Genomic DNA, 22,394 nt, shown 5'->3' on the forward strand with positions numbered 1-22,394 from the left:
GTGGGTGTAGCATGAAGAAAAAACTATGGGTACAGGGAATCGTGGTAGGCTCTCTGGTATTGGCAGTCGCTTCAGGCTGCGGCCAGAAGCAGCAGCCTCTGGCAAGCAATAACGGAGGTTCCACACCGGATCCGGTGCAAACCGTCAGCCCTTCACCTGAACCGACTATTTCCGTAAAGCCGTCACCATCTCCTACACCGGAGGTTAAACAAACTGAGATTAAAGCTTATTACAGCGATCCGGATCTTACGAAGCTGGTAGAGAAGAACGTCAAAATTTCTTATAAAACCGAAGGGGACAAGTATAAATCGGCCCTGGAAGCTTTGAAGAAAAGCGACGATACCCAAGCCGTACCGCTTTTTAAAGACGTGACGTTCCAGTCGGTTAAGTTCGAGAAGGACGAGCTCAAGCTGGACCTGAAAATGGGCGAGTCCGCTCAGCTCGGCTCGGGCGGGGAACAGTTTTTCCTGGATGCCCTGAAGAAAACAGTGTTCCAGTTCCCGGAAGTGAAAGCTATCTACATTACGAAGGACGGCGGACAGGTGGAATCCCTGATGGGCCATATGGATCTGCCTTACCCGATTAAACGCAAATAAAGAGAGAACGTGCAATCGAGAGGAGAACACGGGCAAGCATGAAAACGAATAAAACCGCAATGTTGCTGGCAGGCGCTTTGATCGCCTCCAGCATTTCTTTAAGTCCGGCTTATGCGGATAACAAGACAACTGATACTTCGACATCTACACAAGCTGCACTTGCAGCGGAGCTTAAAAAGAGTTTTCCGGACGTGGTGAACACTCACTGGGCTCTGAGACATATTACCAAACTCGCGCTTGAAGGCATTGTTGAGGGTGACGAGAAAGGCAATTACCGTCCCGAAGCTTCCGTCTCCCAGCAGGACGTCATTATTATGGCCGTCCGCACACTGGGACTAGAATCCAGCATCAGCGAGAATACGTCTTACAATCTCCCGCTGAAAGTGGATACATACGCTCAGAAATATGTAGCGGCCGCCATTGAGAAGAAGCTGATTTCCGTGGACGAAGAAAAGGACGGCTCGAAAAACTGGGGCAGCAAGCCGGCTTCCCGCGAATGGGTGGCGAAGTTGACGATCCGGGCGATCGGACAGCAGGAAACGGCTAACGGTCTTACGGACGATACACCGGCGTTTACCGATCTGAAGAGCATTTCTAGCTGGGCTAAGCCTTACATCAGCGCGGCTACCGTGCTGGGAATCGTAGACGGCTTTGAAGACGGAACTTTCCGTCCGAAGGGAGAAGTCACCCGCGCACAGATGGCTACGTTCCTTAGCCGGGCCGAGCGTCACAGCAAGAACTTGTCGACCCGCGTCGTTCGCGGTTACGTGAATCATGTCAGCGCGGATAAGATCAGCATTTTCGACGAGAAGGGGAAAACCACTTCTTACAAATTGACGCCGGAATCCGTTTTCTACGGAAACAAGAACGACAATCCGATCCAGCCATCGGAGCTCGCTTACACATATCAGGTTTCCCTTGTTCAACAGGGCGGAACGGCTTATTATGCCGAGATTCTCAAAGACGAGGACCGCTCCGAGAAGATTAAGGGTACGCTGCTGAACGTGAAGGACCGCAAGCTTACGCTGGATAACTTCGAAGCGTACGAAATCGGCAGCGGAGCTTTGGTGCTGGATGCCAAAGGTCAGGAAATCAGCCTGTCTTCGCTCGTCGTGGGCAGCAAGCTGGAAATCCGCCGCAACTCCATCACGGGAAGCAAGGAATACGGTCAAGTCGTTGTCCGTGAAGTGCCCGTGAACAAAACGTCCGAAGGTACGGTTCAAAGCGTGAACGGAGACACCGTAGCGGTCGTGGACTTGACGAGCGGACAATCGGAGTCGTACACATTGGCCAAAAATCCGACGATCGTAGATGCGGATAACCGTCTCGTGGACAAAACCGCAATCAAAGCGGGAGACGCCATCTCCTACACGATCGAGAACAGCCAAATCACGCAGGTCAAAATCAAAACGAGAACCGGCGTCAGCAAAACGGTTAAAGGTACCTTCTCCAGCCTTAGTAGCGATAAAACGGGTATCTTCTACAAGGAAACGGACGGCAGCTTCGGCGCGGGCAAATTAGCTCCTAACGTTCAAGTTGTTATCGACGGCGTAGGTTCTCCGAGCCTATATGACCTGTATGAAAATGACGAGCTGACGATGGATATCGCGAACGACCAGATCGTGAAAATTACCGTGACGAACCGCTCGATTTCCAATCTTTTGTTCGCTACGTTTATCCGTTTCGATTCGAAATACAATCAGCTAAACGTTCAGCATGCGGACGGGACACCGGGTGCGTACACGATCTCGGATAACACCATCGTTACGTTCGGCGGGACGTCGATGTCGTTTAAAAACTATACGGGCTTCGCTTCTCTCTTCACGGAGGGCAAGAAAGTCGACCTGAAAGTATCGAAGAACAAGGTGACGGCGATTCAGCTTTCCCTTGATGTCAGCGGTACGATCACGCAAATCAACACGGTAGCCAACGAAATGTCGATCCGTGCGAACAACGGACAGTCGTTTACATTCAAAATGTACTCGCCGGCCGTAGAAATTCCGAACAAAAGCGGCGCAACCCTTGCCGACCTTAAAATCGGGGACCTGGTAACGGCGTCTATTGATTACAATCAGACAGGCGTAACGAAAGTAGTCGTCGACCGTTCCACGCTTGTAAAGGTTCAGTATGTAAACAGCTCCCAGCAGGTTACGGCCGTAGACGAGCTTAACAACGGCATGACATTTACACTGAAAGACACCAAAATTGTCAAAAGCGACGGTACGTCCGCGACAGCTACGGATATTTTGCCGGACGATTACCTGTATGTGACCTATAAAGGCGGAAGCGTCGTGAAAGCGGAGATCGTAAGCCCGTCCCGCGGAAAAGTGACGAATGTGGATTCCGTCAACGGCACGCTGACCATTCAGGAGCCTACGGGCAAAATCCAGCTTTACACCATCGGCACGGATGCAGTGGTTAAGAACGGTACAACTCTGATCGGCCTGAATGCGATAAAAGCCGGAGATCGCGTCCAAGTGATTAAGCAGTCGAACGGAAAAGTCAACGTCCAACTCGCCGCTGCCATGTCTAAGACATTCAGCAGCTACGAATATTCGGTGAACCAAATCCAGTTCGAATCTGGCGGCTCTACCGAGCGCTACAACATCCACCGCAGCGCCTACTATCATAAAGGCACCGAAACCCTCACCGCATCCTCTTTCAACAAAGGGGAGACAGTAACGGTTTACATCGTGGATAACAAAATCATCGAGATGGAAAAGTAAGGATTGCCTGGCCGTCCTCTCACGAGGGCGGTTTTTTGTTTGTCCGAATTTTTTTGAAAAATGTTCGCATTTGTTTGCATCCTTCCATTGCAACCTGACAAACATTCCGCTACACTTGTAAAAGGAAAACGGGGAATTGAAGAAGAGGTACTCATGAATCAGAAGGTAAGGCACATTTTGGACACGATTGGTGAAATGTTTCCAGATGCTCACTGTGAATTGAACCATTCGAATCCGTTCGAGTTAACCATTGCGGTGCTTCTTTCCGCCCAGTGTACAGATGAAACCGTGAATAAAGTCACCCAGACGCTGTTTCAAAAATATAAGACGCCGGAAGATTATTTAGCCGTCCCTCTGGAGGAGCTTGAGCAGGACATCCGTCGTATCGGTTTGTACCGCAACAAGGCGAAGAACATTCAGAAGCTGTGTCAACTTATTCTTGAACGCTACGACGGCCAAATTCCGACCACGCACGAACAACTGGTGGAACTGCCCGGTGTAGGCCGTAAAACGGCTAACGTAGTCGTCTCCAATGCTTTCGGAGTCCCCGCAATCGCCGTCGATACTCACGTGGAGCGGGTGTCGAAGCGGCTGGGGCTGGCGGGCAAGGACGACTCCGTACTCGAAGTCGAGAAGAAATTGATGCGAAAAGTGCCTCGCGAGGAATGGACCTTGACGCATCACCGGCTTATTTTTTTCGGAAGGTACCACTGCAAGGCACAGTCGCCGAAATGCGATATTTGCCCGCTGCTTGATATCTGTCCGGAAGGAAAAAAACGTATGAAAATCAAGAAAGTAAGCAAAACTAGTTAAAAAGAATGTGTAGTGAGGGATGAGTAGAAATGAAATGCATAGCTGTTTACACGAAAGATTTTGAACTTTTTTCCGATTTGTACGAGACAATCATGAACACACCGCTCTCCGAAAATGAAGAAAAAGAAATTCAAGGCGTTATCGTCAGCGAATCCGGCGAAGTGCCTGAGAACTATCTCGAAAAAATGAGAACAAAACCGGAAGTGGTTGTCATGAAAGTGAAAGAAGGCGATATTACCATCCTTCAACACGGCGACGTTTTTGAAATCTTCCTTCCGGAAGAAAAAGAAAGCGCAGTGGTTTCTTAACTCGCGCTGCTCCGCACCAACCGGGCTTCCAAGCAGGTTACCCGTCTGTCCGCGCAGGGACACACCGATATTTCGGCGTTGTTTCCGCGCGCGACGGACGGGTTTTTGCGTATAAACAGAAATTGACTTCCGGAACACCCGGGATTACACTTAAACCGATATCAATGGCATGGGAGATTAGAAGGAGATTAGAAACTCAATGAATGGACTTATGGAGCAAAGAAAGGACGAGGTTCTCCGCGCATTTGACCGTCTTCGGGAAGAAATGAAGGGGGCCGGCGACGGCGCGCGGGTGCGTAAACTGATTCAACTGGAAGAAAAGCTCGGCGGTGAGAAGACCATCCTTGCGTTCTGCGGGCATTTCTCGGCGGGCAAATCCACTTTGATCAATACTTTATGCGGGCACCGGCTTCTGCCTTCCAGCCCGATTCCGACGAGTGCGAACATCGTTAGCATTGAGAGCGGGGAAGAAGGGGCGGAAGTCGTTCAGAGGAGCGAAGGCGAGGAAGAAGCCAGAAAACGGCGGATTCCGCTGAGCGAACTCGACGCTTACTGCGTCAACGGAACGGATATCGAGGAAGTTCGTATTTCGTATCCGCTGCCTTTTCTCGGGGAGCACGCCGTGCTTCTGGATACTCCCGGAATCGATTCCACGGACGGGGCTCATCACATGGCTACGGAGTCGGCGCTTCATCTGGCCGATGCGGTTTTCTATGTCATGGACTATAACCATGTGCAATCGGAAGTAAACCTGGCCTTCACGAAACAGATGAAAGAGCGCGGCAAGCCGCTTTATCTGATCGTGAACCAAATCGATAAACACCGGGAAGAAGAGCTTTCTTTCGATACGTACAAAGAAAGCGCACTGGAAGCATTCCGCAGCTGGGGCATTTACCCGGACGGAATGTTCTTCGTGACGATGAAGCAGCCGGACCATCCGCGCAACGAGTCTGGCAAGCTCAAATGGCTGCTATCCCGATTGATCGGGATGCAGCAAGAGCTTCGCGAAGCGAGTGTGGACGCGGCGGCGGATCATCTGATCGGCGAGCACATCCAGTGGCTGAGGGAACAAAGCGAGCCGCAGAAAGCGGTTCTGCGCGAGCGTGTGGACGAAGAGGAGTCGGCCGGAGTACTGGCCGAGTACGAGGAGCTGACACGCCGTCTGAACGAAGCGCAGTCGCTGCCCGGCCACCTGACAGACTCGCTGAGGAAAGAGATTGCGGCGATCATCGACAATGCGAATGTAACGCCCGCGCTAACCCGCGACAAAGCGCATGAATATTTGCTCAGCCGGAAGCCGGGTTTCAAGGTCGGCTTCTTCGGTGCGGCCGCTAAGACGGCTGCGGAGGTGGAGCGGCGTCTGGACGTATTCCGCGAGGATTACGCCGAGCAGGTTCACGCCCAGATGGACTGGCATCTAAGGGACGCGCTTCGCAGAGCGTACAGCGGCATTGGCATGACCGACGAGAAACTGCTGGCCGATATCGACGCGTTCAGCGTGGAAGTCACTTCTTCGTGGCTCGCTTCGCAGGTCAACACGGAAGCCTTGTTCGGGAACGAATACACGATGACGTACATGCGCCAGACAGCCGCGGAGCTGAAAACGGCCGCGCGCCGCTCGGCGCTCGCGATGATCGACCGCCTTGCCGGTCTTGCCGGCAGCTGCTCGGTCCGGCTCGATTCCGAGCTGGCGCCCGATCTGCGGCAGCTCGAAGAGCGGCTCGGCGCTCTGCGCGAGCTGAAGCGCTTCGAACGCGAGGAAGCGGCCCGCGAGGAGGCGCTGCGCGCCCTGGCCTCGTGGCCGCACGCAAAGGCGTTCGAACTGCCGGATCTTGCCGCTTACCGCGGCGAAGAGGCCGCGGTAAGCGGCGTGCTGCACACGTCCGAGATGGAGACGATCCTGCGCGCGGCTCATACCGCGCCGGGGGATCGTGACAGCCTCGCGGACGGAGAAGGCGGCGCGGCTGCTGCACAGCAGAACGCTCCGGCTGTCGGAGCGTCTGCAGCGTCTGCGGGCGACAACGCCGCCTCAGACGCCGCGGCGACGGCCGCTGGCGGCCTGCAGCTCGGCGGCGCGAAGCGCGCGGAACGCCGCGCCCAGGATCTCGCGGCGGCGGCGGATCTCCTCGGCGATATGCCGTCGATGAGATCGATTGTGCGCTCGCTGCGCGAGAAGGCCGAACGTCTGCGGCATAAGACGTTCACCGTCGCCTTGTTCGGCGCTTTCAGTGCCGGCAAGTCGTCCTTCACCAACGCGCTGATCGGCAAGCGCGTACTGCCCGTGTCGCCGAATCCGACGACGGCGGCGATTAACAAAATCGTGCCGCCTACGGCCGATTGGCCGCATGGAACGGCCAAGGTGCAGATGAAGACGGCGGAAGTGATGCTCCAGGACGTGCTGTTCTCCCTGGATGTGCTGGGCGTCCGGGCATCCGCCATGGAAGAGGCGCTGGCCGCTATCCGCGGGCTTACGCCGGAAAGCGTGACGGCCAAAGGCAAGCCTCACTTTACGTTCCTTAAAGCGGTTGCCAAAGGCTGGCCCGACGCCGCTCCGCTTCTCGGAACGCAGCAGAGAGTCGGTGAGGAGGCATTCGCCGGTTATGTGGCGGAAGAATCCAAGTCGTGCTTCGTCGAGTACATCGAGCTGCATTATTCCACGCCGCTTACGGAACAGGGAATCGTATTCGTGGACACGCCGGGAGCGGATTCGATCAATGCGCGCCACACGGGTGTCGCTTTCGATTATATCAAAAACGCGGACGCAATCTTGTTCGTGACCTACTATAACCATGCCTTTTCTCAGGCGGACCGTGAGTTTTTGCTTCAGCTCGGAAGGGTTAAAGACAGCTTCGAACTGGATAAAATGTTCTTTCTCGTCAATGCCGCGGATTTGGCCGCAAGCGAGGAAGAGCTGCAGGGCGTTGTCCGTCACATTGAAACGAACTTGCTTCAGCACGGAATCCGTCATCCGAGGATTTATCCGGTATCGAGCCACCTGGCCGCCGAAGGGAAGCTGTCCCGGGATACCAAAAAGCTGGAGGCTTCCGGCATAGTTCCGTTCGAACAGGACTTCATCCGCTTCACGCTGGAGGAGCTGACGGATATTTCGCTGCGTTCCGCCGACCAGGAGCTTGAACGGGCGCTGCATGTTCTCCAGGAGCGTATCGAAGGGGCGCAGCAGGGTGAAGAGGCGCGCAAAGCGCGTTTGCAGGCGCTGGAGCGTGCGGAGGAAGCGGCTGTCCGTCTCCTGAAGGACACGGACCCTGCGCCTGTGCAGCGCGAACTGGCCAAAGAAATCCAAGAGCTGCTCTATTACGTGAAGCAGCGGACGATGTACCGGTTCGGGGAGCTATACAATGCCTCTTTCAACCCGGCTTCTTTCCGGGAAGGGGGCGGGGATCCCAAAGCCGCCCTGCGCGAAAGCTGGCGCGACCTTCTTCGGATGATCGAATTCGATCTTCAGCAGGAAGTGCTGGCGACCAGTCTGCGGATCGAGCAGTTTCTGAACAAGCTGGCGAAAGGGACTTACGAATCGTGGGGAACCGGACTCCGCAAACTGCTGGAAAGCTACGAATTCGAAGCGTACGAATCCGTTTCTTTCGACACGCCGGATAACAAGCTGCCTCTGGAAGCTCCCGATGTAACGGACAAAACGCTTGCCGCTCATTTCAAGAACGCCAAGCATTTCTTCGAGGGCGAAGGAAAAAGCAAGCTGAGGGCGGAGCTCGAGGGCAGACTGAACGATCCGGTGGCACAGTTCGTAGAAAGCGCCGTAGCGATGCTGAAGGAATTGTATGCGGGACATCTGTCCGATACGTTCGCGGCGCTGGAAGAAAGACATCTTGAGAGCTACCGCGAGCATCTGGAAGGCATGAGAGACGCGCTCCAAATGCGGACGGACGTCGGCGTGCTGGCTTCGAAGCGCGACGAGCTCGCCAAATGGATTCCGTCGCGGAGCGGAGAAGCTTCGGCGGGACATTAACCGGAAACGGGATAGCCCGGCGTATTCGGCTGTTTTAACTTGCGGCAGCACGTGGTTAAAAGACTCCTGCCTCAGTACGGCTCTGCTCTTTCAGGTTAGGGTGGAGGCCCCTTTGCCAAGCCCCATACGCCGTTGCGTTACGGGGCCAACGACTGCGACGGCTGTTCTGTCCTAATTCAAATGGGTGATTTTGCTCATAGATGGGACTTCTTTTCGTCATTCTGAGCGGTCAGACAATCAGTTCACCGGTTTTCTTTTCTAAATTTTCCCGGCCCCCCGCTGTATTGCAAGCAGGCAAACCGGTCTTGAGGCAGGCGTCTCGGCGGTCAGAGCCTCCGCCGTCTTCGGTCCGCCTTGGGCATATCATACGATTCTTAAAAGAAACAGACCTTCACCGGATTTCGGGTGAAGGTCTTTCTTTTTTGACAGCAAAAGGGAGAAGTGGCGGCACGTATTTAAAGACGGATTAAAGAAAAATGCGGGTTTAGTTAGGTTTGTTATGATACCGCTTTCATTTACGGGAAATTTGATGATTTACAAGGATAGCAACTCTCAGGTGTCTAATTCGTGAACAAATGAAAGGTTAAGGGGAATTCAGCCTCTTTCCACTCGTTGCCCCCCTTCGGGGATGGTGTTAAGATTCATTAAGGTTTGCTAGGTAATGCCTTGCTCAAAATTCGGTGAACTTGGCCCATGTCCAGGAGGATACTATGGAAGTCTTTAAGGGGCTCAAACGGTTTTATTGGCCCGAACGGAAGCTGCTTTTCGCTTCTATCTTTTGCTTGATCTGCACGACGGCCCTGGGGCTTGTGTACCCGAACTTGCTGCGTTATCTCATTGATGACGTTATCGCGGTGAAGCGCTACGACCAGGTCCCGCTGCTGGCCCTATTCGTAGTAGGGGTGATTGCGGTGAAAGCGCTGTTTCAGTTTCTGCACGGGTTCAGCGGGGGGCGGCTCGGCAACCGGGTCGCGTATAACATGCGGGAAGCGATGTACGAGAAGCTCCAGTACTTGTCTTTCCAGTACTACGACAAAGCCCGAACCGGGGACCTGATGTCCCGTCTGACGGCCGATCTTGAAGCGATCCGGAACTTTATCGGCTTCGGTTTCGCGCAAATTTTGAACGTGTTTCTGATGGTTCTTTTCGGAATGGTCATGATGTTCTCGATCAGCTGGAAATTGACGCTTCTGACGATGCTGACGATGCCTTTTCTGGCTTTTGCGGCCATCCGTTTTGAAGGAAAAATCCATCCGGCCTTCCGTTCGCTCCGGGCTTCCATGAGCAATATGACGACGGCTGTGCAGGAAAATATCACAGGGGTGCGGACAGTGAAATCTTTTGCCCGCGAACCTTACGAAGTCGAGAAATTCACGCTCCGCAACGAGGAATACCGGGCGAACAACGTCATTACCTCGGAGATCTGGTCCAAGTATTTCCCGGTGATGGAGCTGATCGCGAACTTGAGCGCCGTTATTCTGCTCGGTGTAGGCGGTTATATGGTGATCCTCGGATCGCTGTCCGTGGGAGAACTCGTCGCTTTTTTCAGCCTCGTCTGGTATATCATCGGCCCTATGTGGGGAATCGGGTTTCACATTAATAACTATACGCAATCCAAAGCGTCGGGTGAGAAAATTCTCGAAATTCTCCATCAGTACGTTCATGTGAAGGACGGGGAGCATGCGGTCGAGCTGAACCCCGATACCGTAAAAGGGCATGTTTGCTTCGACCGGGTAACTTTCGCTTATCCGGATGCGGAGGCCGCTATCCATAATCTTAGTCTGAACGCACCACCCGGAACCGTCATCGGATTTCTGGGCGGAACGGGATCCGGGAAGTCGACGATTATTTCCCTGCTCATGCGGGCCTACAACGTGAAAACCGGACAGATCACACTGGACGGAACGGATATTAAAGACATCCGGCTGGAAAGTCTCCGAAATCAGATCGCGACGGTTTTCCAGGAAACGTTCCTGTTCTCCTCGACGATCAAGGGCAACATCGCGTACGGACGCAAAGACGTTACGATGGACGAGATTATCCGCGCCGCCAAGCTTGTGAAAGCGCATGATTTTATTATGGAGATGCCCCTTGGATACGACACGGTCGTGGGTGAGCGGGGAATGGGCCTCTCGGGCGGACAAAAACAGAGAATCGCCATCGCTCGCGCTCTGATTAAAGATCCTAAAATTCTTATTCTGGACGATGCGACCAGTGCGGTCGATATGGAGACGGAACAGGAAATCCAGGCGGGATTCAAAGAAGTGATGCGGGGCAGAACGACATTTATTATCGCTCACCGTATTTCTTCACTCAAACACGCCGACGAAATTATCGTGCTGGATAAAGGGCGCGTCGTACAAAGAGGGACTCATTCGGAGCTGATCCGCAGGGAAGGCCCTTATCTGGAAACGTACCGTATCCAATATTCGGATCATCCCGATGTCGCGGGAGCGGCGGATGCGCAGCAAAGGAGGGCGGCAGTCCATGAGTAACCGGCAGCGGCAGTCCGAAGAGAAAGTCAACGGCAAAGGAGCCGGGAGCGGCGAACGGTTCGTCTACCAAGATGACGAGATGCTTGAGAAATCGTTTGACTGGGGGCAGTTTAAACGTCTTGCGGTTTATATGAAGCCTTACAGCAAGCAGATTATTCCGATCGTAATCGTCATGATGATCGTCGGAGCGATAACGAAGCTATCGATTCCGCTTATCATCAGTACGACGATTGATTCGTCGCTGTACGTCGGCGGGGATGCTAAATTTTTATTCGGCATGGTCGCTTTAATGCTCGGGGTGTATATCATCCAGTGGTTGTCGAATAAATATCGCATCAAGTATACGAGTGTAATCGGCCAGCGCGTGATTTACGACCTCCGGCACGATTTGTTCCGGCACATTCAGCGGCTGTCCTTCGAATTTTTCGATAAGCGGCCGGCGGGCTCGGTGCTTGTACGTGTGACGAACTACGTGAACTCCCTTCAGGATTTGTTCACGAACGGTGTGGTCAACATGATGATCGACTGTGTCCAGCTTGTCGGGATCGTGATCATTCTGCTGACGATCAACTTCAAACTGGGAGCTGCGATAATCATTACGGTTCCGCTGATGTTCATCGTTTCGTCCCAGCTTCGCAAACGGGTCAGACGCTCGTGGCAGACGGTTAATATCAAGCAGTCCCGCCTGAACGCCCACCTTAACGAGTGCATTCAGGGAATCCGGGTCACGCAGGCCTATACGCAGGAGAAGGAAAATATCCGGTTCTTCGAACAGATGAACGAGGACAACAAACAGGCGTGGAACCGGGCTTCCAAGCTGAACCAGAGCTTCGGGCCGATCATTGAGATCACGGGCGCGATCGGGTATTTTATCCTGTTCTGGTACGGAGCGAGCCTGATCCAGTCCGGGGAGATCACAGTGGGTCTTCTCGTCGCCTTCGCAAGCTATATCGGCAACTTCTGGGAGCCGATCAACCGCATGGTGCAGATGTATTCCCAGCTTCTCGTGGCTATGGCTTCGGCCGAGCGCATCTTCGAATTTATGGATGAGCAGCCGACCGTCGGCGAGAAAGAAAATGCTGCCGAACTTCCGCCGATCCGGGGGCAGGTCAGCTTCGAGAATATCGTATTCGAATATGAAAAAGGCCGCACCGCCCTGAACCATATCAATGTGGACGTTCAGCCGGGGCAGAGCATCGCGCTTGTCGGTCATACGGGTTCGGGCAAGAGCACCATCATTAACCTGCTCTGCCGCTTCTACGATCCGACGGAAGGCAGCGTGCGTATTGACGGGAAGGATATACGCGATGTTACGCTGCAAAGTCTGCGGTCCCAGATAGGGATCGTCCTGCAGGATACGTTCATTTTCTCGGGAACGATCCGCGATAATATCCGGTTCGGGCGCCTCGATGCAACCGATGAAGAGGTCGAAGCGGCCGCCAAAGCGGTTCATGCGCACGACTTCATCCTGAAGCTGCCTTTCGGCTACGATACGGAGGTTCAGGAACGGGGGAACGCGCTCTCGATGGGGCAGCGGCAGCTGATCTCGTTCGCCCGGGCGCTGCTCGCGGACCCTGCTATCCTCATTCTGGACGAAGCGACCGCAAGCATCGACACCGAGACGGAGCTGCGTATCCAGGAAGCGTTAAAAACGCTCTTAAAAGGCCGGACTTCCTTCATGGTTGCCCACCGGCTGTCTACGATCCGAGGAGCGGATAAGATTATCGTTCTCGATCACGGGCGAATTATGGAAACCGGCGATCACGACGAACTGATGAAACATCAGGGCATTTATTACGGGCTGATTCAGGCTCAATATAAATTTTTGCAGGATGCGATTTGAATCAAGAGAACTCCTCCGGGAGTTCTTTTTGTTTGAGGGTAAAGATGGGGGCGCAATTCCCGCGAAAGCTGCCAAAGGGAAAGAATGTTAACCTTTCGCTCTCGACAGAAAGGGGCAAGTCGTGATAGGGTAATTAATTGGATGGAACACGAGTGAAGGAGGATTTGTTTGAACCGCCAGATAACTACAACAACGAGTAAACTGAAAATTTTTGAAATGGACATCGTGCGTGCCGTCGCCATTATGGCCGTCGTACTCATCCACTCGACAACCGAAGCGGCTGTATATCCGTGGGAAGGGCAGGTCGTTCCGGACGAGGGAAGTTTGTCCCAGATCATTTTGTTCACCCTTAACCGGGCCTGCCAATTTGCTGTGCCTGTCTTTATTCTGATCAGCGGACTTGTCCTGTTCTACCGGTATTCGGGAAGCTGGAGCGTGAAGACGGCCGTTCAATTTTACAAACGCCGGTTATGGAGCGTTGTCGTTCCTTATTTGATCTGGTCTCTTTTTTATTATATATACAATCCGTGGATTTCCGGACAGCCTGTAGAGTTTGACGCGAGAGAGTTTCTGGGGGACATTCAGTGGGCGGATACGGGGTATCATCTTTATTTTATGATCATTATCTTGCAGTTTTATGTGATTTTTCCGGTACTGATGTTCCTGGCCAAGTATAAATGGTTCCGTGTTTCGATGGTTCCGCTCGGTATTTTGATTCAGCTCGGCTTCTATTCCTACAACCACTGGGTAGAGATTATCGATCATTACCCTTCGCTGGCGCCGACCTACTTCAGTTTCTTCTTGACGGGCGGGTTTATAGGCCTGTATTACGATTTTTTCCGTCAAAAAATGAAGAGCGTCGTATCGTGGGCCCTGCTCGTTATGCTGGTGTCCGGCGGCACGTACGTGGAGATGTTCCTGCTTAACCGGTACGATAACCGGATGTTCGAGAACACCTGGTATGTGATCGCCATGCTGTTCTACGCGACTACTGTCTCGATAGTCCTGCTCGGAGCCGGCAAATGGCTGCTGGATAAACTGCCGGGCGCCGCGAAATGGCTGCTGCCGCTCGGTTCCTATTCGTTCGGCATTTATTTGATGCACCCGCTGATTTTAACGGCCTTCAAGCTGAAAATTCCGGCGCCGGGCGGTATGGCGGCTTACAATGTATATGTGCTGCTAAGTTTCCTTAGCGCTTTGCTCGGCTCGCTGCTGGCCGCCGTTCTCTACCGCAAAGCGGTGCGCGCATTAAAGCCGGGCAAAAGCAAACCGGCCTCGCCCGGCAACGTTCCGATGAACGGCTAGGGTCCCGCAAAGAAAATCACGTCCAAACGGACGTGATTTTCTTTATTCGGCACGGGCGAGACGCGTTTTACTCCAGGGTAAGGTACATCAAAAAAGCATAGGGGGCTTTTGAGGCTTCCTCCTCCGGCAATTTCCCGGAAATAAACGTGACGGCATTGGCGTTCGAAGCCGCAAATCCCCAGACAGCAGTCGGGGTGGAGTCGGGAATCGTAATCTTCTCTTGGAGCTTTAACAGATGGGACTGGGTAAAGAGCTTGCGGTTCACGGGGACGGTAAAGCTTGAAGTCGTAGAACCTCCGGAGTCCTTAAGGCTGATCGTGACGGTATAGGAGTTCAGAATGCCCTCATCTTTATCGTCTGTAACCTCACGGACCGAAACGATGAACTCTCCGTTGTAGTCTTTTGAAGCAGTCGTGTCCCCATTCATCATAGGCAGCGAATGCTTAGAGACCGCGGATTCGGATGCTTTTCCGTTTTCCCATACCTTGTAGGAAACACTCAAATACGTTTTGTCGCCTTTGTAGCGCACTAATACACTGCCCGCATAGCTGCCGAGAAAAGGGCTGAATTTGGCGGCGTCCCCCGCGAATAGATCGGCCGGCTCCACTACCAATTGTTCCGGGCCTGCCGCAGAAGGGAGTGGGGAAGAACTTACAGACGGAGGCGAAACCGTCGGAGCGGAGCAGCCGCCTGCCAGCAAAGCCAGCATCAACAAAACCGTCAATCGGTTCCGTACGTTTACGAGACGCATAAATGGGTTCTTCCTTTACTAGTAGGGATAAAAATGAAATAAACCTTTATTAAATTACCATATATTCCAAAACATTACCAGGGGTCGTTCATCAGGGATCGAAATATCCTTTGAAATTAGAGAACGTGTGTTCTATAATGGAGAAATCATGCCAGTGCGCAGCTTTGTCCCACCCGTTCTTCCATTTGCAAATAGGCGGACGAACGGATACTCTTTTAAGTAGGAACGGACAAGACGAGGGGGCCTCTATACCTATGAAATCGCGAACGTTATGGTTTGTTGTCGGCACAACCGGTCTGATTTCCACGCTGTTGTTTGCCGGAGGCTTCGGCTATGCGGTCAAGGATGTTCTGTCTCCGGGTTCCGGCGGGGAACAGTTGACGGCGGCTCCGAAAGAAACGCCGGCCGTGAACGAACTGGACCGGAAAAATAAAATTCAGCTCGTATCCCTGGGCGATTCGCTTACGGCGGGAACCGGAGACGGTACGGGAAAAGGATATGTGGGACGATTCCGGGAAAAGCTGGAGGAACAGACAGGCAAACCCGTTTACGTGCTGAATAATCTGGCTATTCCCGGCGCCACGACCGATGCGCTGCTTAAGGAATGGGACGGCAAGAAGACGACAGATGCGCTGAAGCAGGCGGATCTTATTTTGCTTACGATTGGCGGCAACGATATCTTCCAGGGCGGAAGCGACATTTTCACGAACAACGACCAGGGCTTCAATCCGGAAGCGGCAGCCAAACGCGTAGAGCCTACTCTAGCCAATCTCGACAAGATCCTGACGAATATCAACAAGGCGAATCCGGATGCAAAGGTGATGTACGTGGGGCTGTATCATCCTTTTTTGGATCTCGATCCGAAGAAAACCGGTTCGCTGATCGTGCAGAAGTTTAACGACGGGGCTTTCGCGCTGACGAACAAGTTTCCGAATGCCGTTTTCGTGCCTACATACGATTTGTTCGAACAAAATTTGAACAAATATTTGTTTACGGATCATTTTCATCCGAATCAGGACGGGTATGAGCGGATAGCAAGCCGGATGGCGCAAATTTTGAAGTGACAGGGGGAGTGAACTGTGGCGAGTGACCGTGAACTGGTGCTGTCTGTGCGGGATGTCCGGAAAAGCATCCGCGGCAAGGAAATTATCAAGGGCATTTCATTCGACGTGTACGGCGGTGAAATTTTCGGATTTCTGGGGCCCAACGGCTCCGGCAAAACGACGACGATCCGGATGCTCGTGGATCTCATTAAGCCGTCTTCGGGAGTCGTGACGATCTGCGGCTTCGATGTCCAGAAGCAGCACAACGAAGCGATGCAGTACGTGGGCTGTATCGTTGAGAATCCTGAACTTTACGGCTATTTGACGGGTTGGGAGAACCTGGAGCACTTCGCGCGGATGCTCCCCGACACTGGCGAGGAGAGAATCAGGGAAGTCGTCGAGCTGGTAGGCATGGATGCGCGCATCCACGATAAGGTGAAAACCTACTCGCTCGGCATGCGCCAGCGTCTCGGGATCGCCCAGGCACTTCTGGCAAAGCCCAAGCTGCTCATTCTGGACGAGCCGACCAACGGTCTGGACCCGCAAGGGATCAAGGAAATGCGGATTTTTATCCGCAAACTTGCCAAAGGCGGGCTGAGCCTGTTCGTATCCAGCCACCTGCTCAGCGAAATTCAGCAGCTCTGCGACCGTGTCGCCATCATCAGCAAAGGGCAGGTGATTGCGGTCGGGGAAGTGGACGAGCTGATCGTGCAGTCCGGCAGTACGGTTCTCTGGTCCGCGGACCCGGCTGACGAGGCGGAAGCATGGCTGGGCAGGCAGCAGGGAGTCACGGTGCTCGGACGGCGGGAAGAGCTGTCGGAAGAAGACGAGCCTGCCGTATTATCTGCGCTTCATGCGGGGGAAAGGGCGGGAACGATTGTCACGCAGTTGAGCGAAGAGCGGATTCCGGAAATAAATCGCGGGCTGGTGGACGCAGGAATCCGGATCTACGCTATCGAAATGAAACATCCGACACTGGAGGATCTGTTCCTGAGTCTGACGGAGGGTGAGAAAATTGGGTAACTTGGCGGCGCTAGTCCAGAACGAAAGCATCAAAATGGTTAAAAAACGGCGTTTTCTCGTGGTCATCCTGATCCTGCTCGCTCTCATTCCCATGTTTACTTATGCACAGATGCGTGTCTCCCAGAATACAATCAAGCAATTCGGTACGACGGATTGGAGAGCTTCGGAACGCCAGAAAATCGTGGATTACCAGCGGAGTCTCAGTTCCGCCCGTGTTCCGGAGGAATGGAAAGAGTTCAGGCGGGCACAAATAAAAATATCCCAGTATTATCTGGATCATGATATTAATCCGCAATCTCCCAACGGTGTCACTTTCACCAGAGAATTTCTGAATAACTCCATCTCGCTGTTCATTCCGCTCATCATTATGGTCATCGCGGCGGATATCATTTCATCCGAGCATTCGGGCGGCACCATCAAATTGTTGTTGACAAGACCCGTAAAGCGATGGAAAATCCTAATGAGCAAGTTGATCACGCTGATCCTCTTCGTTTCGCTCGTGGTTTTGTCAACCGCCGCGCTCAGTTATCTCATATCCGGGCTCGTTTTCGGGTACGGGGGATGGAACATGCCGGTGTTTGTCGGCTTCAAGACGAGCGGAGGAGACGTGGATCTTAGCGGGGTCCATGCCATCGACCAGTGGAAATACCTGCTGATGGAAACCGGATTTGTCTGGTTTGTCGGCATAGTGGTCGCCATACTTTCCCTGATGCTATCCGTGCTCATCCGTTCGACGGCGGCCGGAATGGGAATCATGCTGGCCGTGCTTATTTCCGGCACGATTCTGACCAATATGGTATCCTCTTGGGAAGCGGCGAAGTATTTGTTTATGGTGAATCTGAAGCTGACCGATTACATGACGGGCGCCCTGCCTCCGATTAAAGGCATGAGCCTCGGGTTTTCGCTGGCCGTTCTGTCAGTCTGGGCTGTGATCTCACTTTTTGTTTCGTTTGGGGTATTTACCCGTAAAGATATTTTAAATTAACGTATGAACCCGTTCGGGAATGGAAAAAGGAAAGAAGGAGGCGCTTCGATGACCGAGCAGCTAGAGATGATGACGAATCAACCGAACCAGCCGGCGGAATACGATGCCGATGCGATTCAGGTACTGGAGGGGCTGACGGCTGTCCGCAAAAGGCCGGGCATGTACATCGGCAGCACAAGTACTTCGGGACTGCATCATCTGGTTTGGGAAATCGTCGATAATGCGGTCGATGAACACCTCGCGAAGCATGGTTCCAAAATTGAGGTGACGCTCCATAAAGACGGATCCGTCACCGTACAGGATAACGGCCGGGGCATCCCGACCGGCATGCACAAGACCGGCATACCGACGCCGCAGGTTGTATTTACGATTCTTCATGCCGGAGGAAAATTCGGCGGCGGCGGATACAAGAAATCCGGCGGCCTTCACGGCGTCGGCGCATCGGTGACGAACGCTTTGTCCGAATGGCTGGAAGTTACGATCTTTCGAGACGGCAAGATACATAAACAGCGTTTCGAATATTGGATCGACGAGAAGGGCGTGGAGCATGTAGGGGAACCGAGAACCGGACTAGAGGTGACGGGGACCACGAACAAAACAGGTACGCGCGTTACCTTCAAGCCGGACCGCCGCGTTTTCCAGAACGGCATCGCGATCAGCTACGATACCCTCGCCGAACGGCTTCAGGAAATCGCTTTTCTGAACTCCGGGCTGGAAGTCATTTTGAAAGACGAGCGCACGGACCAGGCCGAAACGTTCAAGTACGACGGCGGAGCGAGCGAATTCGTCAAGTTCCTCAACGAGGGCAAATCGGTCATGCACGACGTGATCCACTTCGCATCCGAGAAGGACGACATCGAGGTGGAAGTCGCGCTCCAGTATAACGACGGCTATACGGAAACGATCGCTTCGTTCGTGAATTCGATTCCGACACGCGGCGGCGGGACCCATGAAACGGGTTTTAAAACCGCCTATACGCGGGCGATGAACGAATATGCCCGCAAAACCGCCATTTTGAAGGAAAAAGAGAAAAATCTCGATGGAACCGATTTGCGCGAAGGCATGATGGCGGTAATCAACATCAAAATGAGCGAGGTCGAATTCGTCGGCCAGACGAAAGACCAGCTCGGCAGCGCATCGGCGAGAAGCGCCGTAGACGCTATCGTGTCGGAGAAAATGGCCGTATTCCTGGAGGAAAACCCGCAAATCGCCCAAAGCATGCTGAAAAAAGCGATCCAGTCGGCCAAGGCCCGTGAAGCGGCCCGCAAAGCGCGCGAGGAAGTGCGCAGCGGTAAGAAAGGCCGCAGCGAAAGCTCCAATCTCGGAGGCAAGCTGACGCCGGCGCAGTCGAAAGATTACGCCCGCAACGAGTTGTTCATCGTCGAAGGCGATTCCGCGGGAGGCTCCGCGAAGCAGGGCCGCGATTCGAAGCATCAGGCGATCCTGCCTCTGAAAGGGAAGCCGCTCAACCCCGAAAAAGCGAAGCTCGCCGATATTCTCAAAAACGACGAATACAGGGCGATCATCGCCACTATCGGCGCGGGTGTCGGCTCCGAATTTGCCCTCGAGGAGAGCAACTACGGCAAAATCATTATCATGACCGATGCCGACACGGACGGCGCCCATATCCAGGTGCTGCTGCTGACGTTTTTCTACCGGTACATGAAACCTTTGATCGATAACGGCAAAGTCTATATCGCGCAGCCGCCGCTTTTTAAAGTGACTAAGAAAGCAGGCAAAAACAGCGCGGTACATTACGCTTGGACCGAAGATCAGCTGCAGGCGCTCCATAAGGAGCTGGGCAAAGGCATCGAACTGCAGCGTTATAAAGGACTGGGAGAGATGAACCCGAACCAGTTATGGGAAACGACGATGGACCCGGGAAGCCGCACTCTGCTGCAGGTGCAGATCGAGGACGCGGCCAAGGCGGAGCGCCGGGTATCGACGCTGATGGGCGACAAAGTCGATCCGCGCAAACGCTGGATTATCGAAAATGTAGACTTTACCGAATCCGAAGAGTGACTGAACGTCTAGAGGTGAACCGAGTTGAGCAGTTTGGAACAGTTTTTACCCGCGTTTCTGGAGGAAGTAGTAGGGGACCGGTTCGGCCGCTACTCTAAATATATTATTCAAGACCGGGCGATTCCCGATGTCCGTGACGGACTGAAGCCCGTGCAGCGCCGGATTTTGTATGCGATGTACGATTCGGGGAATACCCCGGACAAACCGTACCGGAAGTCGGCCAAAACGGTCGGAGATGTCATGGGTAACTATCACCCTCACGGGGACAGCCCGATTTACGAGGGTATGGTGCGCATGGCGCAGCCTTGGAAGATGGGCCACGTGCTCGTCGACGGCCACGGCAATTGGGGCTCGATCGACGACGATCCGGCCGCCGCTATGCGGTATACCGAAGCAAGGCTATCGCCCATTGCGATGGAACTGCTTCGCGATATCGAGAAGCGTACCGTGCTTTTCAAAGATAATTTCGATAATACGACCAAAGAACCCGTGGTTCTTCCTTCCCGGTATCCGAACCTGCTTGTCAACGGCGTAAGCGGGATTTCGTCGGGATTTGCGACCGAGATTCCCCCGCATAACCTGCGTGAGGTGATCGATGCGTGTACCGCGCTGATCGATGCGCCGGACATCGGCCTGGAAGAGCTGATGCGTCATATGAAAGGCCCCGATTTCCCGACGGGGGGCATCATCATGGGCGAGGAAGGCATCCGGGACGCGTACAATACGGGCAAGGGCCGTATTTACGTCCGTTCCAAGACGGAGATTCAGGACCTCAAAGCGGGCCGGCAGCAGATCGTGGTGACGGAAATTCCGTACCAAGTCGTGAAGTCGAGACTCGTTACCGCCATTGAAAATATCCGTCTGGAGAAAAAAGTCGAAGGCATTGCGGAAGTCCGCGACGAGAGCGGAAGAGACGGCATGCGGATCGTCGTGGAGCTGAAGAAGGAAGCCGACGCTCAGGGGATTCTTGCTTATCTGCTGAAAAAGACCGATCTCCAGGTCACCTATAATTTTAATATGGTAGCTATTGTGAACAAGACGCCGAAGCAGCTCGGTTTGAAAGACATGCTGTCGGCTTACATCGAGCACCAGAAGGAAGTCGTCACGTTCCGCTCCCAGTACGATCTCGAGAGAGCCGAAGACCGTGCGCACGTCCTGGAAGGGCTTGTCAAGGCGCTCAACATTCTGGACGAAGTCATCGCGACCATCAAAGCGTCCAAAAACCGTCTGGATGCCCAGAAAAATCTCGTCACCCAGTTTGGTTTCACGGAACGCCAAGCCGATGCGATTCTGGTACTCCAGCTTTACAGGCTGACGAATCTAGAGATTACTTCGCTCGAAAAAGAGCTGAAGGACGTGCAGAAGACGATTAATCAGCTGCGCGGCATTCTGGGAAGCACGAAGAAGCTCCTCGGCGTGATCAAGGATGAAATGACCGAAATCCGTACCAAGTACGGTATAGAGCGCCGTTCGGATATCCAGAACGAGGTTGAGGAAATCAAGGTTAACCTCGAAGTGATGGTGACGCCGGAAGACGTTCTCGTTACGCTGTCCAACGAAGGGTATATTAAACGGACAAGTATGCTCTCTTATACGAGATCGGGCGGCGCGGTCGACAACACAGGACTTAAGGAAGGCGACTATCTCCGCCATCTGAAGGAAGTCAACACGATCGAAAGCCTGCTCATTTTTACAAACAAAGGGCAGTATTTCCTTCTTCCCGTCCATCTCATTCCGGAGTACAAATGGAAAGATAACGGTACCGCTATCGTGAACATTATTCCGATTGCGAAAGATGACCGGATCGTGGATATGATCCCGGTGAAAGATTTTAACGAAGAAGGCAAATCGCTCGTCTTCATTACCCGTAAAGGGCAGGTCAAACGGACCGACCTAAAAGAGTATTACACGAACCGCTCCAGCGGCATTGTCGCTTGTAAAGTAGGAGCCGGCGACGAGATCCTGCATGTCCGGCTTAGCGACGGAACGAAGGATATCATGCTGGCCACGAAGCAGGGGATGAGCATCCGTTTCCGCGAGGAGGAAGTCAATCCGATGGGGCGCGCTGCGGCGGGAGTCCGCGGGCTTCAGCTTCGAGAAGGCGATGAAGTGGTTGCGGCGGATTGGGTATACGGAGATGAGGGCGAGGTGCTCGTAATCTCCGATCTCGGTTATGCCAAACGTACGCTGCTGGTGGATTATCCGCTGCAGGGACGCGGAGGCAAAGGGATCGGCACGTTTGAATTTAAGGAAGGCAAGCGCGTGAAATCTAACGGCAGCGAGCTGGTCGGCATGTTCTATTTCAAACAGGACTACGAAATCACTGCCTGGAACAGCAGCGGAGAAAAAACTGTCTTCAAAACCAACCAGGCCCCGCTTGATGACCGTAAATCGATTGGAAAGCAGCTTGTGCCGGTTTCCAAAGGCGAAAGCATTGCCGCCCTTGTTAAGAACGCAAGCCTGGATAAACGTCCGCCGAACGCGTGACAGAGCTCCATTAAA

At 53.5% G+C, this 22,394-nt stretch carries 14 protein-coding genes; 13 read left to right on the forward strand and 1 reads right to left on the reverse strand.

Translation table 11 applies throughout. The features are described from left to right. Positions 1–11 precede the first annotated feature (11 nt). The 8 genes from KVT34_RS01670 to KVT34_RS01705 all read left to right on the forward strand — a co-directional run bounded on the left by KVT34_RS01670 (position 12) and on the right by KVT34_RS01705 (position 14,068). Positions 12–596 (forward strand): GerMN domain-containing protein, encoded by a 585-nt coding sequence (locus KVT34_RS01670; protein ID WP_217556343.1) that lies wholly within the window; start codon positions 12–14, stop codon positions 594–596. Positions 597–634: 38 nt separating this feature from the next. Next, positions 635–3,322 carry an S-layer homology domain-containing protein gene (locus KVT34_RS01675; protein ID WP_217556345.1) on the forward strand — a complete coding sequence of 896 codons (2,688 nt, stop codon included), beginning with the start codon at positions 635–637 and terminating at the stop codon, positions 3,320–3,322. Between the two features lie 153 nt (positions 3,323–3,475). Further along, positions 3,476–4,135 (forward strand): endonuclease III, encoded by a 660-nt coding sequence (nth, locus tag KVT34_RS01680; RefSeq protein WP_042228337.1) that lies wholly within the window; start codon positions 3,476–3,478, stop codon positions 4,133–4,135. A 29-nt stretch (positions 4,136–4,164) separates the two neighbouring features. Continuing rightward, positions 4,165–4,443, forward strand: a complete 279-nt coding sequence (locus KVT34_RS01685) for a hypothetical protein (protein ID WP_009675599.1) — start codon at positions 4,165–4,167, stop codon at positions 4,441–4,443. Between the two features lie 199 nt (positions 4,444–4,642). Next, positions 4,643–8,425, forward strand: coding sequence for a dynamin family protein (locus KVT34_RS01690; protein ID WP_217556346.1), 3,783 nt, complete (start codon positions 4,643–4,645; stop codon positions 8,423–8,425). A 710-nt stretch (positions 8,426–9,135) separates the two neighbouring features. Further along, complete coding sequence (locus KVT34_RS01695) at positions 9,136–10,920, forward strand: ABC transporter ATP-binding protein (protein ID WP_217556347.1); 1,785 nt, start codon at positions 9,136–9,138, stop codon at positions 10,918–10,920. Next, a complete protein-coding gene (locus KVT34_RS01700) occupies positions 10,913–12,763 on the forward strand; it encodes an ABC transporter ATP-binding protein (protein ID WP_217556348.1) in 1,851 nt (616 codons plus the stop codon). Before KVT34_RS01695 ends, KVT34_RS01700 begins: the two co-directional genes overlap by 8 nt. A 168-nt stretch (positions 12,764–12,931) precedes the next feature. Further along, a complete protein-coding gene (locus KVT34_RS01705) occupies positions 12,932–14,068 on the forward strand; it encodes an acyltransferase (protein WP_217556349.1) in 1,137 nt (378 codons plus the stop codon). Positions 14,069–14,135: 67 nt separating this feature from the next. Here the strand turns inward: KVT34_RS01705 and KVT34_RS01710 are convergent, their stop codons facing one another. Further along, positions 14,136–14,819: a hypothetical protein gene (locus KVT34_RS01710; protein ID WP_217556350.1), complete on the reverse strand. Its 684-nt coding sequence runs from the start codon at positions 14,817–14,819 to the stop codon at positions 14,136–14,138. Positions 14,820–15,073: 254 nt separating this feature from the next. On the opposite strand from KVT34_RS01710, the gene KVT34_RS01715 reads away from it, so the two are divergent. The 5 genes from KVT34_RS01715 to gyrA are packed head-to-tail and all read left to right on the forward strand — an operon-like array spanning position 15,074 to position 22,379. After that, the gene (locus KVT34_RS01715) at positions 15,074–15,883 is read left to right on the forward strand and encodes a GDSL-type esterase/lipase family protein (protein ID WP_217556351.1); all 810 of its coding nucleotides are present in this window, start codon (positions 15,074–15,076) and stop codon (positions 15,881–15,883) included. Between the two features lie 15 nt (positions 15,884–15,898). Beyond that, on the forward strand, positions 15,899–16,885 hold the full coding sequence (locus KVT34_RS01720; RefSeq protein WP_217556352.1) for an ABC transporter ATP-binding protein: 987 nt from the start codon (positions 15,899–15,901) through the stop codon (positions 16,883–16,885). Further along, on the forward strand, positions 16,878–17,870 hold the full coding sequence (locus KVT34_RS01725) for an ABC transporter permease (RefSeq protein ID WP_217556353.1): 993 nt from the start codon (positions 16,878–16,880) through the stop codon (positions 17,868–17,870). Before KVT34_RS01720 ends, KVT34_RS01725 begins: the two co-directional genes overlap by 8 nt. A gap of 48 nt (positions 17,871–17,918) precedes the next feature. Beyond that, positions 17,919–19,892 carry a DNA topoisomerase IV subunit B gene (parE, locus tag KVT34_RS01730; RefSeq protein ID WP_217556354.1) on the forward strand — a complete coding sequence of 658 codons (1,974 nt, stop codon included), beginning with the start codon at positions 17,919–17,921 and terminating at the stop codon, positions 19,890–19,892. 24 nt (positions 19,893–19,916) lie between these two features. Next, the gene (gene gyrA / locus KVT34_RS01735; protein WP_217556355.1) at positions 19,917–22,379 is read left to right on the forward strand and encodes a DNA gyrase subunit A; all 2,463 of its coding nucleotides are present in this window, start codon (positions 19,917–19,919) and stop codon (positions 22,377–22,379) included. Positions 22,380–22,394: the final 15 nt, after the last annotated feature.

Origin of the sequence: Paenibacillus sp. GbtcB18, from assembly GCF_019091125.1 — a bacterium.
In the GTDB taxonomy this organism is placed as follows: Bacteria; Bacillota; Bacilli; order Paenibacillales; family NBRC-103111; genus Paenibacillus_F; species Paenibacillus_F chitinolyticus.